The sequence below is a fragment of the Micromonospora sp. NRRL B-16802 genome, from assembly GCF_001279555.1.
GTDB lineage: Bacteria > Actinomycetota > Actinomycetes > Mycobacteriales > Micromonosporaceae > Micromonospora > Micromonospora profundi.
The window spans coordinates 93,766-106,873 of sequence record NZ_LGEB01000046.1; the positions used below are offsets into that span (position 1 = coordinate 93,766).

The following is a 13,108-nucleotide window of genomic DNA, read 5'->3' on the forward strand; positions in this document are numbered from 1 at the left end:
TCGTGACGATGCACACGGACGCGTCCCCCTTCTTTATCGGTCCACACCGGTTCGACGCACCGGACGACGAGGTGGGTCCCGCCCTGGACCGGCACTACAACATGCGTCCGCTGCCCGGTGAGAACGTGCTCAGCCGACACCGGCTGTTGGTCGCGGGCTGCCTGCTCGGGCCGACAGAGGCCCATCTCGGCTGGCAGCTTCCCGGGCCGGTTTCGGTGACAGTCACCGATCAGCGAATCTGCTGGGTGGGCACCGGTTCGCAGCTGTCCCTCGTCGCCGACGGCACGTCCCGACGCCGACCCCCGGGCCGGCTGGGCGGTCTGATGACCGGCCAGGTCCGCTGGCAGTGGCCGTCCCGGCTGGAGCTTCCACAGGCCGATCCGGCCGAGCTGCTGATCGTCTGCGACGCGCTGCGCACCATCCAGCAGCCGGCGCTGGCCCTCGGCGGGCCGGCCGGAGAGGTCATGGCGCTGGCCCAGCAGATCCGCCGGGCGGTGGCAGTGTTCCGGCTCACCCACCCGGAGCTCGTGGACCTCTCCGCCCAGGAACGCGACGTGCTGCTGCTGCGGGCCGGTCCCGCGTTGCTCGCCGGGGAGAACCGGATCACCCTGCCTGGTTCACTGCCTGTGGAATTCCGCTCCCGGGACGACTACTACCGTTCGGGGCCGGAGCCGACGTCCTGGGACGGGCTCGCAGGCGGCGCAGCATCCGGGCGTCGGTGAAGCCCACGTTCCGCGCCGCAGCCTCCACGGTAGCGCCGTGCCCGATGAGGTGCTCGGCGCGTTCCACGCGCAGCGACTGCTGATAGCCCAGCGGCGTCAGCCCGGTGGCCGCGCGGAACAGCCGGCTCAGTGTCCGCTCCGCCACACCACCGGTGGCGGCCAGCTCGGCCAGCGGCAACGGCTCGGCGTACCGGGTGTCGATCACGTCCTGCACCCGGTGCACCGCGTCGGACAGGTGCAGGCGATGACGCATCATCGCGCTGGCCTGCGGCTCGTTTCCGTTGCGCCGGGTGTGGACGACGAGCGTGCGGGCGATCCGGGCGGCGGTGGCCGGGCCGTGCCGGGTCGCCACCAGGTGCAGGGCCACGTCGATGCCGCTGGCGATACCCGCCGAGGTGACCACCCGGTCGTCGACCACGTACAGCACGTCGCGGGCCACCCGGGCTGCCGGGTAACGGCGGGCAAGATCGTCCTGCACCTCATGGTGGGTGGTGCAGCGTCGGCCGTCGAGGAGCCCGGCGCGGCCCAGCGCGTACGCGCCCGCGCAGACGCTCGCCACAGTGCCGCCGGACGCGTGGTGGTCGGCCAGGCGCCGCAGGTCGGCCGGCGACACCGGCCCCTGCGGGCCGTGCGCCGCCGGCCGCCAGCCCGGCACGATCACCAGGTCGTCCGGCGTCAGCTCGGGCCAGAGCGTCTCGGCGACCAGCGGTACGCCCTGGACGGTGGGGACCTGCTCCCGCTCGGCCACGTAGTGCAGCCGGTAGTCGTGGCCGAGGTCCGCGGCGCTGGAGAAGACCTGGGCCGGCCCAGCGAGGTCCAGCAGGTGCAGCTGCGGGACCAGCAGGAATACGACCTTGGCCATCGGCTCATCTCCGGGCGTCGGCGAGGGCCGCGCCGGTGACCTCGTCGACAGTGCTGATGGTCGCGAAGCGGCCTGCCAACGCGTACTCGGTGCGGGTGATGATCTCCTCGGTGGTCATGGTGCGCGGATCGGCGAGGATCTCCTCGACGGTCGCTGTCTCCGGCACCTCCCGGTGCGGGATGGGGAAGGTCTGCGTGGCGTCGGTGACGAACGTCATCCGGTAGCCGAGGTCCGACCCCACCCGGGCGGTGGTCTCGACGCACTGCTCGGTGCGGATGCCGCAGACGGTGAGGTCGTCCACGCCCGCGGTGGTGAGCAGCTGCTGCAGATTGGTGGTGGTGAACGCGTTGTGGGCGGTCTTCACGAGCGTCGGCTCACCCGCGGCCGGTGTCAGTCCGTCGAGCAGGCGCACGTGGCCACGCGCCGGGTCGAAGACGCCGCCTGTGCCCGGTTCGGCGTGTAGGACCCAGACCACCAGGTCGCCGCGTTGACGGGCGGCGGTGACCAGCCGGTCGACCTGCCCGACGATGTCGGGGTTGGAGCCGTACGCCCAGATGGGGCGCTGCCGGAACGATTCCTGGACGTCGATCACGAGAAGTGCTGCTCTGCTCATGACGTCGATCCTGGTCGGGCGGTGACCGCGACGGCAGACACCATCACGCCCGCTTGCGGAACGATCCGGTCACCGTGCCGACCGTTCAGACGCTGGGGGTACGCCGCTCCCCGGCGGCGTCCATGGCGGCGGCCTCCTCCGGCGTCGGGGCGGTGCCGCCCAGGTGCGCCGGCAGCCACCACGTGTCGTCCGGGCCGGCCGGTGCGTCCGGGTACTCCCTCTGGGCGCGATCGACGAGCGCCGTGAGCCGGGTCGTCAGCTCGGCGGCCAGCAGATTCGGGTCCCGGAAGTCCGCCGGCTCGATCGGCTCGCCGACCAGGATCGTGATGGGCGTGTGCCGGCGGGTCAGGGTGCGCGGGCGACCCTTCGTCCAGAGCCGCTGGGTGCCCCACAGCGCGACCGGCAGCACCGGCACCTTCGCCGAGCGGGCCATCCGGACGGTGCCGCTCTTGAGTTCCTTGACGGTGAACGAGCGGCTGATCGTGGCCTCCGGAAAGACGCCGACGACCTCGCCGCGCTTGAGCGCGTCCACCGCCGCCCGGAACGATGCCGCGCCGGCCTCGCGGTCCACAGGGATGTGCTTCATCCCGCGCATCAACGGCCCGCCGATCCGGTGCTCGAAGACCGAGTGCTTGGCCATGAACCGGACCATCCGGCCTGAGGGGTTCGCGCCGAGGCCGGCGAAGATGAAGTCGAGGTAGCTCACGTGGTTGCTGGCCAGCACGGCCCCACCGGTGCGGGGTACGTGGTGGGCGCCCTCAATGTTGATCTTCAGGTCGAGGACCCGGAACATCGTCTTGGCGGCGGCGATAACGGGCGGGTACACGAGCTCCGGCATCCGCAGAATCTATCGTGCCCGGCTGTGGGTCGCCTGGGCGGCGGCCAACGGCGACGCGGGTTGCCCGCGCCGCCGCTGTTCGGTGCGTCAGTCGGCCAGGTTGTCCAGGTCGAGCCGGCCCCGGGCGAACGCGTCCACCCGACCCCACCGGCCCGGAATGTCCAGCACCTCGATCCGGCCCATCCCCACCGGCAGCCGTGGCTCGACCGCCAGGTGCCCCTCGTGCGGCTCAAGCCCGAGCATGGTGCGCAGCAACAGCAGCGGCGTACCGGTCGACCACGCCTGCGGGCTACACGCCGTCGGATACTCCACCGGGAACTTCGTCAGCTCCCGCGGATAGCCGCCGAACGCCTCCGGCAGCCGCCCGTCGAAGTACGTCGCCGCGTCCAGCATGCCGTTGGCGATTGTCGCTGCCTCCTCGGCGAACCCGTACCGGCGCAGACCCCAGGCGATGAACGAGTTGTCGAACGGCCAGATCGTGCCGTTGTGGTAGCCGATCGGGTTGTACCGGGCCTCCCCCTCGGCCAGGGTCCGTACCCCCCAGCCGGAGAAGAGACGAGGTCCCACCAGGTGCTGCGCGACCTGTTCGGCCCGCTCGCGTTCGACGATCCCGCTCCACAGGAGGTGGCCGATGTTGGAGCTGAGGACGTCACACTGACGGCCTTCCGGGTCCAGCGCGAGCGCGTAGTACCCCCGGTCAGCGACCCACCAGTCCCTGTTGAACCGCTCCTTCAGCTCCGCCGCCTCCCGCTCCAGCTGGTCGGCGAACTCCGGGTCACCCCAGAATTCCCGGGCCAGCCGCGCCGCGCGGATCTTCGCGTCGTACGCGTACCCCTGCACCTCGCAGGTGGCCCGGGGAAAGGGCGGTAGTGTCCCGTCGGAGTAGGAGATCGAGTCCCAGGAGTCCTTCCAGCACTGGTTCTCCAGGCCCGTCTCGGTGTTGCGCCGCTCGTACCAGATGTAGCCGTTGCCGACCAGGTCGGCGTAACTGTCGATCCAGCCCAGCGCCGCCCGGGACTCCCGCTCCAACTCCCTGACCAGGTCGGCGTCTCCGGTCCACCGCTCGTACTCGTCGAGCAGCACCACGAACAGCGGGGTCGCGTCCACCGAGCCGTAGTACGGCGTGTGCGGCTGCTCCTCGAAGGCCGCGGTTTCCCCGTAGCGCATCTCGTGCAGGATCCGCCCCGGGTCCTCGTCCCGGAAGTCGTCGAAACGGGTGCCCTGCAGGGACGCCAGGATGCGTAGGGTCGTCTTCGACAGTTGCGGGGTGAACGGCAGCGTCTGCAGGCAGGTGAGGATGCTGTCCCGGCCGAACATGGTCATGAACCAGGGCAGGCCGGCCGCGGGAAGCGTGGCACCGCCCAGCGACAGCGGCGAGAAGCGCAGCGCCGCAAGATCGATCAAACTGCGCCGGTACGTCGCCGAGACCCGACCGTGCTCACTGTTGACCTTGGGTGCGTCCGCGATCCACTGCTCCAGGTCGTGCTGGAGGGCGAGCCGCTCGTTGCCGTGGATCCGAAGCCCCATCCGCAGGTCCCGGCCACCTGGTCCGATCGCGTGCGTCTTCACGTCGATCGCGGTCTTCCACTGCTCGTTGGGCTCCAGGCGCACTGTGTACGCGAACCCCTTGCTGTCGTAGCGGGCCGTCATCGAGGAGGAGATGATCGTCTCCCGCCGGAAGTTGCCCCGTCGGTAGCCCAACCGCAGCCTGTCCGCCTCGACCTCGGCGTAGATCTCGCCCTTCTTGTTCAGGATCTCGTCCTTGACCTGGAACAGGTCGGCGAAGTCCGACGCCGCGTCCATCCTGATCTCCAGGTCGACGGGCTTCTCGTCGTGGTTGAGGATGGTGAGCTGTTCGCGGAAGCTGCCGCCGACCGCGCGCTCGCGGATGATCGACAACTTCGCGTCCACATAATGCGTCGCCATCCCCGGCACGAGAAAGAACCGCGACTCGAAGTACTGGAGGTCGTCGAAGGAGAGCGAGTTGAGCCGTTCGCCGTTCACCGTCAGCACCCAGGTGGACAAGAACCGGGTGTCCAGGGAAAAGAGCCCGGTCGGCTCGCTCGGCGTCGCCTCGATGTCACCGGTGTCCTCGCAGACCACGAACGTGTTGCCGTCGAGGATCCGTACCGTGTTGCTCTGGCCCATCAGTTCGCCTCCCCCGCGAAGCGGCGACGCGGCCCCCGGGAGTCCGGCGGCCCGGGGAAGATCCGCTCCACCTGAACCACCAGCCGGGCGTCACCCGACACCGTCACGTCACCGCGGAACAGAGCCGCCAGGCCGTGCTCGCGGCCGGAGACGATGTCGTCGAACAGCGCCGGGCTCGTCCCGACCACCGTGTCGGCCTCCCGGTCCTCCTGGGTCACCTGCAGCTGACCGTGGTCGATCGCCAGCAGCCAGTGCCGGGTCTGCGCACCCTCCTGAAGGTCGATCCGCATCGTCCCGGACGCCTTCGCCAGCAAGGGCTCGTACCCCCGTCGCTGAAGGTCCTCGAAGAACCTCGTGGTCGCGTCCACCATCGGGCCCCACTCCTCCCCGTTCACCGGCCGGGATCCCGTCCGGCGCGCTCGCGTCGCGCCCGGCCGGCGTTGCACCTGGACAACCGGGTCCCCGCCAACCCCGCGGTCAACCTCGCCCAGATCGGGTGAGCCGCCGGCGCCGGTCGGTGGCGGTAACGTGCCGGAAGGACACGAGGGGACAGTCCGGGACGGAGTGCCAGATGACGGGGCGGACACCGGAGGTCGACCGGCGCCAGGTGCTCGCCTACCGGGTGGCGGCCCAGCAACTCGATCGCACTGCCGACCGGCGGGCGGGCGACCTGGCGGTGCTGGCGCTCGGTGTACAGGACACGCCGTACGGCGCGGCCCGCCAGGCGCTCGCCACGCGGGGCGCGACCAGGCCGGACGACCGACTGGAGCTCGTCTGGTCCATGCGCGGCGCCCCACACCTGCACCGACGGGCCGACCTGCCGAGGCTCACCGCCGCGCTCTGGCCGCTCACCGACGTCGACGCCACCCGCCGGATGCCGGGGCAGATCAGGGAGGGCGCCCGGCTCGGGCTTGCCGCCTTCCGGGCCACCGCCGAGGCGTTCCAGGCGGTCGTAACAGCCGAGATGGAGCGCGGCGCGGTCAGCCGCGCCGTCTCCGAACTGGTGCCCGCCGCGCTGACCTACGACTGCCAGCCGTGCCGGTCCCGGCACATCTCCGGCGCGCTCTTCCAGCAGGCCGGGCTCGCCGGCGGGGTACGCCTCGCGGTGTCCGGCCGGGCCGCCCGGCTCGCGCCGCTGCCCGACTGGCCCGGCCCGCCCGCCGAGGCGGCGCACACCGCCGAGGTGGTCACGACGTACCTGCGGCTGCTCGGCCCGGCCACCGTGGGCGATGCCGCAGGCTTCCTCGGCTCGTCGGCGACGGAGCTGCGCCGGGCCTGGCCCACCGGCCTGACCGAGGTACGCGTCGACGGCCGGGCCACCTGGCTGCCGACCGACGCGCTCGACGCGCTGACTGGCGCGTCCCCGCCACGACTGGTGCGACTCCTCCCACCGGGCGACCCATTTCTCGCCGGCCGCGATCGTGACCTGCTGGTCCCCGTACGCGAGCACCAGCAACAGTTGTGGCGGCCGGTCGGCAACCCCGGCGCGCTACTGGTGGACGGTGAGGTGGCGGGCACCTGGCGGGCACGGCAGGCCGGAAAGGGCCGGCTGGAGTTGACCGTCAGCCCCTGGTCGACGCTGTCCACCCGGGTTCGACGGGAACTCGACTCCGAGGCCGCCACTGTCGCCGAGGCCCGAGCCGCCACCGACGTTCGCGTCGAGGTCGACAAGCCCTGACGTCGCCTAGGCCTGGCGAGCGGCCCGGGTCGAGACGGCCCCGGGTCGAGACGGCCCCGGGTCGACGAACGCAGCGCCGGCCCTCCCGAGAGGGAGAGCCGGCGCACCCGCGGCGGACGATCAGTTGTTGGGCTCGTCGGCGCTGATGTCGGCAAGCACCGACTGCGGCTCACGCTCCACCGCGAGGTCACCCATCGACACCAGGCCGATCAGGCGGCCGTCCTCGATCACCGGCAGCCGGCGTACGGCGTAGGTGCGCATCAGGTCCGCGGCGGACACCGCGTCGTCGTACTGGCTCACGGTGATCACATCCCGGCTGGTGATCTCCTTCAGCCGGGTCGTGCCGGGGTCTCGGTTCTCCGCGACACCGCGGACCGCGATGTCCCGGTCCGTGACGATACCGACCACGCTGTCTCCGTCGGTCACCACCACGTCACCGATGGCGCTGTCCCGCATCTCCTGCGCGGCGGCGCTCAACGTGTCGTTGCCGTCCATCGTCACCAACCGGGTCGTCATGAACTCTCCGACCGTTGTCATGGTGCTCCCCTCTCGGTGTCGGCACGGCCCGTCTACCCGCCGCCCGGGGCGAGGTAACGCGCGCTGCGCTGCGCCGATCAGCCGCGCGGGGGCATCCCGTAGAGCCGCTCCACGTGCAGGCGCAGCACCACCCGACGCTCGGCGACCATGGCTTGTCGGTAGTCGTCCCAGTCCGGGTGTTCGCCGCGCACCGAGCGGTACAGCCCCACCAGTTCCTCGACCGTCGCATCGCCGGGATCGGCGGCGGGCGTGGTCAGCTCGGCGCGTCCCTCGATCACCGCGTACGCCCAGCCGTCCTCGCTGCTGACGTGGAAGCTCGCCCGCGGGTCCCGACGCAGGTTGGCGGTCTTGGCCCGCCCGTCGGTGACGGACACCCGGATCAGGCCGGCCTCGGAGTCGAAGGCGTAGACCACTGTCGACAGCTGTGGCCGCCCGTCACGCTTGATCGTCGCCAGTACGCCCATCGAGCGGCTGGCGATCAGGTCGGTCAACGCCTGCTGGGTGCTGTCGTCCGGCACGGGCTCCTCCAGATGGATCGTCGGCTTCGTCCCATCCAAGCACGACCGGCCGAAGCACAATCGGCAAGCACAACCGGCCGAAGGACACTCGGCAAGCACAACCGGCCGAAGGACACTCGGCAAGCACGACCCGCCGAGCCGTCGCACCCGTCGCCGGAACGGCACCGCGCCCCCGCCGGTGGCCGGCGAGGGCGCGGTGTGAGCGCGGCAGGTCAGCGGAGTTCGGCGGCGACCAGTTCGGCGAGCTGCACGGCGTTGAGCGCAGCACCCTTGCGCAGGTTGTCGTTGGAGCAGAACAGCGCCAACCCGTACTCGACGGTCTCGTCGGCGCGGATGCGCCCCACGTAGGTCGGGTCCTGACCGGCGGCCCGCAACGGCGTCGGCACGGCGGTCAACGCGACGCCGGGGGCGTCGGCGAGCAGTTCGTGGGCGCGCTGCGGGGTGATCGGACGGGCGAACCGGGCGTTGATCTGGAGCGAGTGACCGGTGAAGACCGGCACCCGGACGCAGGTGCCCGACACCTTCAGGTCGGGGATCTCCAGGATCTTGCGGCTCTCGTTGCGGAGCTTCTGCTCCTCGTCGGTCTCGAACGAGCCGTCGTCGACGATCGAGCCGGCCAGCGGGAGCACGTTGAAGGCGATCGGCTCGGCGAACGAGCGCGGCGCGGGGAATTCCACAGCCGAACCGTCGAAGGCGAGCCCGGTGGCGTTTTCGGCGACCTTACGGACCTGCTCGTCCAACTCGGCGACGCCGGCCAGGCCGGCGCCGGAGACCGCCTGGTACGTCGAGACGACGAGCCCGACCAGGCCGGCCTCGGCGTGCAGTGGGCGCAGCACCGGCATCGCGGCCATTGTGGTGCAGTTGGGGTTGGCGATGATGCCCTTGGGGCGGTCGGCGGCGGCGTGTGGGTTGACCTCGGCGACCACGAGCGGCACCTGCGGGTCCATCCGGAAGGCCGACGAGTTGTCGATCACCACGGCACCGGTTTCGGCCACGCGGGGCGCCAACTCCTTGGCAGTGCCCTTACCGGCCGAGAAGAGCACGATGTCCAGCCCCGCGTAGTCCGCGGTCGTGGCGTCCTCGACGGTCACCTCGCCGCCCCGCCAGGGCAGCGTACGACCGGCGGACCGCGCCGAGGCGAACAACCGCACCTGCTCCGCCGGGAACTCACGGTCCGCCAGCACCTGCCGCATCACGCCACCGACCTGGCCGGTGGCCCCCACAATGCCGATCCTCATGCCCGCGAGGCTACCCAGCCCACCCCCGGGACCGGGAGCCCTTTCCCACCAGTCCCACATCACACCCACTCCCTACCCCGCCTCCGCCGATCATGAGGTTGTCGTCACGACACGCCGGGCGGTGTGACGACAACCTCATGATCAACGCAAGGAGGCGTGTCAGGGTCAGGTGAGCAGGTCGCCCAGGGACGCCGCGACCAACTCGTCGCGGATCAGCGCCGCGTCGCCCTCGATGACAAGGGTCAGCGCTTCCGGGTGCAGGTGGGTCGCTGCCGCTGCGGAGACCTGCGCCACGTCGGCGGAGAGCAGCGCCTCCCGCAGCCGGGCGTGGTAGTCGTCCGGCAGGTCGTGCACCACAAGCGTGGTCAACGCCGACGCGATCGCCCGTGGGCTCTGCAACTCGACAGACAGCTGCCCGGCCCGCCAGGAGCGGGCCACCGCCAGCTCGTCCTCGGTCACTCCCCCCTGCTGGGTACGGGTGATCTCCCCCACTGACTCGACAAGGGCCGGCACTGTGACAGCGGTCTGCACGCCGGAGCTGACAGCGAAGCGGCCGAACCGCCGCGACGAGGCGAACTCGCCCCGGATGCCGTACGTGTAGCCGCGCACCTCACGGATGAGGTGGTTGAGGCGGGAGGTGAACGCGCCGCCGAGCACAGTGCCGGCGAGCGTCATCGGTACGTGGTCGGGGTGCGACCGGTGCGGCGACGGGTGACCGAGCCGCAACGTCGACTGCACGGAGCCGGGCCGGTCCACGAGGATGATCCGCCGGCCGGTGTGCAACGGCACCTCGATCGGGCCGCCCCGCTCGGCCGGGCCACCGCCGGTGCCAGCGAAAGCCGCAGCGGCCAGCGCGTCCAGGTCGATCCGGTCCAGGTCACCGGCGACGATCAGGGTGCCGGGCCGCAGGAACCACTCGGAGTGGAAGACAGTCACGTCCTCCACGTCCAGGCCGGCCACCGAGTCCGGGTCCCCGTACATCGGTCGGCCCCACCGGTTGTCCAGGCCGTACAGGTCCGCGCGCAGCGCCGCGTCAGCGCGCGGCCCCGGGTTGGCCCAGTCCATCCGCAGCGCGGTTGCCTCGTCGTCGCGGACCCGCCGGACGTCGGCCGGGTCCAGTCGTGGCGTCCGGACGGCCTCGGCGAGCAACTGCACGGCGGCGGTCAGCCGGTCCACCGGCACCTGGACGCTGACCTGGAACGAGTCCCAGTCCAGCCCGGTCACCAGTTCCGTGCCGAGCGCCTCGATGGCCAGCGCGTACGCGGTGGCGTCACGCTGCGCGGTGCCCTCCTCCAGCGCCTTGGCAAGCACCCCGCCCAGGCCCTCCTTGCCTGCCTGCTCCCGGGCGGCGCCCGCGTCGAGCAGCAGCAGCGCGACGGCGAGGTTCTGCCCGGGCAGGTGCGCGGCGACCACCTGGCCGCCGGCCACCGTGCGGCGGACCACCGGCGGGAACCGGTACGGGCGAGCGGCACCCGGGCCGGGACGGTCGGCGATCAGCGTCATGCGGTCTCCTCGGGCAGGTAGGTCAGGGTCACCCGGTCGGCAGCGCCGAGCACCTCGGCGGCGGTCTCGGCGATCTGCTCGGCTGTCACCGCGAGCCAGGCGGGCAGCCGGTCGGCGGCCCGGGCGGGATCGCCGAACTGGGTGGTGTACCGGCCGAGCGTGTCCGCACGACCATCCACTGTCGACATCTGCCGCCACCACGCGGTGCTCAGCAACGCCTTCGCCCGGTCCAGTTCGGCGGCGGTCACGGGCACGGTGGCCAGTTCGTCGACGACCTCGGCCAGCCCTTCGGTGAGCCGCTCGGCGCTGATGCCGGGGCGGGCGGTGGCGGTGGCGATCAGCGGTGCCGGGGCGTGTGCCAGATCCACCCCGTACGCGCCGACCAGGTCGGGCTGGGCGATCCGCTCCCCGTCGGCCAGCCGCTGGTAGAGCCGGCTGCCCCTGCCGCTGCCGAGCACTGTGGCGAGCACTGTGAGCACGTCGTACCCCGGGCTGCCGAACGGGTGGCCACGGTGGGCGATGTAGACGCGGGGGGCCGGCACGTCGGCGGTCACCGTCTCCACGGCGGGCGTCCCGGTCGCCGGGACGGTGCGGCCGTCCGGCGCGGGTGGGATGTCCTCGCGGGCGGGCAGGGCCCCGAAGTACTTGTCGGCAAGCGCGAACACCTCGGCGGCGTCGGCGTCACCGACGACGGTGAGGACCGCGTTGTTCGGCGCGTAGTACGTCTTGTGGAACGCCTGGAACGTGGCGAGGTCAGCGGCGTTCAGGTCGGCCATCGAGCCGATGGTCGCGTGATGGTACGGGTGCCCCGGCGGGTAGAGCAGCGGCAGCAGGCGCAGCCACGCGTCCCCGTACGGGACGTTCTCGTAGCGCTGCCGGCGCTCGTTCTTCACCACGTCGCGCTGGTTGTCCAGGGTCTCCTGGGTCAGGGCGGGCACCAGGCCACCCATCCGGTCGGCCTCCAGCCAGAGCGCCAACTCCAGGTGCTCGGCCGGGACCGTCTCGAAGTAGTTGGTGCGGTCCGGGTTGGTGGTGGCGTTGAGTGAGCCGCCGGAGCCCTGGATCAGCTTCATGTGCTCGGTCTTGGCCACGTTCACCGAGCCCTCGAACATCAGGTGCTCGAATAGGTGGGCGAAACCGGTCTGCCCAGCCGGCTCGTGCCGGGAGCCGACGTCGTACCAGAGGTTGACGGCCACGGCGGGTGCGGTGCGGTCCTCGCTCACCACCACGCGCAGGCCGTTGTCCAGTCGGGACGTCTCAATGGGCCAGGGGTAACCACTGTCGGGCATGACACGACGCTATCCGATCTCGCGGGCGGAAAGGTGACGTGTGGTCGGTCGGCGAGCCGCCCGCATCGAGCCCTTTGGTCGGGGTATCGGAGGGGAATGACCGTTACCCCTCCCGCACGCCGGACCGCCGGGCCGGCCGCCACCGCCGTCGAGCGCGCAAGCGCCGCGCTCGGCCGGCTGCGCCGCGGCCGGTTGCTGCATCCGGCCGGTGCGTCGTTCGTCGCCGAGGTGACGATCTGGGGTACGCCCGGACCGCCCACCGGGGTCGGCCTGCTGGACGACCCCGGCCGGTACGCGGGCACGGTGCGGCTCTCCAAGGGCACTCCCACGCCCGGCTCCTGGCCGGACGTGCTGGGCCTGGCACTGCGGATGCATTTCGACAGCGGTCGCTCGTTCGACCTGCTGGTCAGCTCCAGCGGCGCCGCCCCGGTGCTGCGGTCGCTGCCGCTGCCTCGGCGGCGCTTCGCCGGGACGTACAGCACGATCGTGGGTTTTCGGATGGGACGGCGTCGGCTCTGGCTGGCCGCGCTGGCCGACCCCGAGGCTGTCGACCTGGGTCGGAGCCTGGCCGCGGTGGCCGCCGCGGCCCGGACGGACGCGCCGCGACTGGTACTCGCGGTCGCGTCCGCCGTGGGTCCGTGGCGGCCCGTCGGGCAGTTCAGCATCGGCGCCCGGCTGAGCGCCCGGGAGGATGCCGCACTCGCCTTCGACCCGGTGCGCAACCTGCCGCCGGGGATGCGGGCGGCAGGCCCGCTGGCCTGGCTGCGGGACCAGACCTACCGGGGGTCACGTCGGGCGCGCGGCGCGTCCGGTCAGTCCGGCGGCTCGACGGCCACTGTCTGATCCGAGGTACGGCGCTCCAGCACCGTGTCGGGGGCTGCGTTCTGGTCGGCTTCCCGGATGTCCGACTCGGCGAGGATGGCCTCCGCCTGCGCCTCCGGGTCGTCGCTGCCGGCCGCCGCCTCCTCGGGTAGGAGGTGTGCGCGGGACTCCACCCGCTCCTGGTCGCTCTGCTCGTCAGTCATGGCACCCCTGTTACCCCGGCGGTGCGTCCGACACGCGGTGTTCTTGCCGCATCTTGGGACGACGGTCGCCTTGCGCAGCCGGTCGGGTACGCTGGGCTCGTGAGGTGTTCGTATCGATGGTTTAGGCAGCCGGCTTG

At 71.7% G+C, this 13,108-nt stretch carries 14 protein-coding genes; 3 read left to right on the forward strand and 11 right to left on the reverse strand.

Going from position 1 to position 13,108, the window contains the following annotated elements; all coding sequences use genetic code 11:
- Nucleotides 1-8 precede the first annotated feature (8 nt).
- On the forward strand, nt 9-722 hold the full coding sequence (locus ADK66_RS31345) for a hypothetical protein (RefSeq protein ID WP_157552307.1): 714 nt from the start codon (nt 9-11) through the stop codon (nt 720-722).
- On the opposite strand, the gene ADK66_RS06875 is transcribed toward ADK66_RS31345, so the two are convergent.
- From ADK66_RS06875 to ADK66_RS06895, 5 genes are all read right to left on the reverse strand, one after another.
- Nucleotides 604-1,584 carry a GlxA family transcriptional regulator gene (locus ADK66_RS06875; protein ID WP_053653045.1) on the reverse strand — a complete coding sequence of 327 codons (981 nt, stop codon included), beginning with the start codon at nt 1,582-1,584 and terminating at the stop codon, nt 604-606. The two genes, ADK66_RS31345 and ADK66_RS06875, sit on opposite strands and share 119 nt — an antisense overlap.
- Before the next feature lie 4 nt (nt 1,585-1,588).
- The gene (locus ADK66_RS06880) at nt 1,589-2,197 is read right to left on the reverse strand and encodes an isochorismatase family protein (protein ID WP_082377279.1); all 609 of its coding nucleotides are present in this window, start codon (nt 2,195-2,197) and stop codon (nt 1,589-1,591) included.
- 85 nt (nt 2,198-2,282) lie between these two features.
- Nucleotides 2,283-3,035, reverse strand: a complete 753-nt coding sequence (locus ADK66_RS06885) for a 1-acyl-sn-glycerol-3-phosphate acyltransferase (RefSeq protein WP_053653047.1) — start codon at nt 3,033-3,035, stop codon at nt 2,283-2,285.
- An 87-nt stretch (nt 3,036-3,122) separates the two neighbouring features.
- Nucleotides 3,123-5,183 (reverse strand): glycogen debranching N-terminal domain-containing protein, encoded by a 2,061-nt coding sequence (locus ADK66_RS06890; RefSeq protein ID WP_053653048.1) that lies wholly within the window; start codon nt 5,181-5,183, stop codon nt 3,123-3,125.
- Nucleotides 5,183-5,554, reverse strand: coding sequence for an SCP2 sterol-binding domain-containing protein (locus ADK66_RS06895; RefSeq protein WP_053653136.1), 372 nt, complete (start codon nt 5,552-5,554; stop codon nt 5,183-5,185). The genes ADK66_RS06890 and ADK66_RS06895 overlap by 1 nt, the downstream gene beginning before the upstream one ends.
- A 200-nt stretch (nt 5,555-5,754) precedes the next feature.
- Between ADK66_RS06895 and ADK66_RS06900 the strand changes: the two genes are divergently transcribed.
- Entirely contained in the window at nt 5,755-6,861 is a 1,107-nt protein-coding gene (locus tag ADK66_RS06900) for a DNA glycosylase AlkZ-like family protein (RefSeq protein WP_053653049.1), read from the forward strand.
- 120 nt (nt 6,862-6,981) lie between these two features.
- On the opposite strand, the gene ADK66_RS06905 is transcribed toward ADK66_RS06900, so the two are convergent.
- The 5 genes from ADK66_RS06905 to ADK66_RS06925 form a co-directional block, all read right to left on the reverse strand.
- Entirely contained in the window at nt 6,982-7,398 is a 417-nt protein-coding gene (locus tag ADK66_RS06905) for a CBS domain-containing protein (RefSeq protein WP_053653050.1), read from the reverse strand.
- A gap of 77 nt (nt 7,399-7,475) precedes the next feature.
- Nucleotides 7,476-7,916 carry a PPOX class F420-dependent oxidoreductase gene (locus tag ADK66_RS06910; RefSeq protein WP_082377280.1) on the reverse strand — a complete coding sequence of 147 codons (441 nt, stop codon included), beginning with the start codon at nt 7,914-7,916 and terminating at the stop codon, nt 7,476-7,478.
- 212 nt (nt 7,917-8,128) lie between these two features.
- Entirely contained in the window at nt 8,129-9,154 is a 1,026-nt protein-coding gene (locus ADK66_RS06915; RefSeq protein WP_053653051.1) for an aspartate-semialdehyde dehydrogenase, read from the reverse strand.
- Between the two features lie 165 nt (nt 9,155-9,319).
- The gene (locus tag ADK66_RS06920; RefSeq protein ID WP_053653052.1) at nt 9,320-10,657 is read right to left on the reverse strand and encodes a pitrilysin family protein; all 1,338 of its coding nucleotides are present in this window, start codon (nt 10,655-10,657) and stop codon (nt 9,320-9,322) included.
- Nucleotides 10,654-11,946 (reverse strand): pitrilysin family protein, encoded by a 1,293-nt coding sequence (locus ADK66_RS06925; RefSeq protein WP_053653053.1) that lies wholly within the window; start codon nt 11,944-11,946, stop codon nt 10,654-10,656. The genes ADK66_RS06920 and ADK66_RS06925 overlap by 4 nt, the downstream gene beginning before the upstream one ends.
- A 96-nt stretch (nt 11,947-12,042) precedes the next feature.
- On the opposite strand from ADK66_RS06925, the gene ADK66_RS06930 reads away from it, so the two are divergent.
- Nucleotides 12,043-12,789, forward strand: a complete 747-nt coding sequence (locus tag ADK66_RS06930) for a hypothetical protein (RefSeq protein ID WP_053653054.1) — start codon at nt 12,043-12,045, stop codon at nt 12,787-12,789.
- Here the strand turns inward: ADK66_RS06930 and ADK66_RS06935 are convergent.
- Nucleotides 12,759-12,971: a hypothetical protein gene (locus ADK66_RS06935; protein WP_053653055.1), complete on the reverse strand. Its 213-nt coding sequence runs from the start codon at nt 12,969-12,971 to the stop codon at nt 12,759-12,761. The two genes, ADK66_RS06930 and ADK66_RS06935, sit on opposite strands and share 31 nt — an antisense overlap.
- Nucleotides 12,972-13,108 lie beyond the last annotated feature (137 nt).

Excerpts from the sequence above, each read along its gene's own strand:
- ADK66_RS31345 (WP_157552307.1), top strand. The coding sequence starts at position 9 with ATGCACACGGACGCGTCCCCCTTCTTTATCGGTCCACACCGGTTCGAC.
- ADK66_RS06875 (WP_053653045.1), bottom strand. The coding sequence starts at position 1,584 with ATGGCCAAGGTCGTATTCCTGCTGGTCCCGCAGCTGCACCTGCTGGAC.
- ADK66_RS06880 (WP_082377279.1), bottom strand. The coding sequence starts at position 2,197 with ATGAGCAGAGCAGCACTTCTCGTGATCGACGTCCAGGAATCGTTCCGG.
- ADK66_RS06885 (WP_053653047.1), bottom strand. The coding sequence starts at position 3,035 with ATGCCGGAGCTCGTGTACCCGCCCGTTATCGCCGCCGCCAAGACGATG.
- ADK66_RS06890 (WP_053653048.1), bottom strand. The coding sequence starts at position 5,183 with ATGGGCCAGAGCAACACGGTACGGATCCTCGACGGCAACACGTTCGTG.
- ADK66_RS06895 (WP_053653136.1), bottom strand. The coding sequence starts at position 5,554 with ATGGTGGACGCGACCACGAGGTTCTTCGAGGACCTTCAGCGACGGGGG.
- ADK66_RS06900 (WP_053653049.1), top strand. The coding sequence starts at position 5,755 with ATGACGGGGCGGACACCGGAGGTCGACCGGCGCCAGGTGCTCGCCTAC.
- ADK66_RS06905 (WP_053653050.1), bottom strand. The coding sequence starts at position 7,398 with ATGACAACGGTCGGAGAGTTCATGACGACCCGGTTGGTGACGATGGAC.
- ADK66_RS06915 (WP_053653051.1), bottom strand. The coding sequence starts at position 9,154 with ATGAGGATCGGCATTGTGGGGGCCACCGGCCAGGTCGGTGGCGTGATG.
- ADK66_RS06920 (WP_053653052.1), bottom strand. The coding sequence starts at position 10,657 with ATGACGCTGATCGCCGACCGTCCCGGCCCGGGTGCCGCTCGCCCGTAC.
- ADK66_RS06925 (WP_053653053.1), bottom strand. The coding sequence starts at position 11,946 with ATGCCCGACAGTGGTTACCCCTGGCCCATTGAGACGTCCCGACTGGAC.
- ADK66_RS06930 (WP_053653054.1), top strand. The coding sequence starts at position 12,043 with ATGACCGTTACCCCTCCCGCACGCCGGACCGCCGGGCCGGCCGCCACC.
- ADK66_RS06935 (WP_053653055.1), bottom strand. The coding sequence starts at position 12,971 with ATGACTGACGAGCAGAGCGACCAGGAGCGGGTGGAGTCCCGCGCACAC.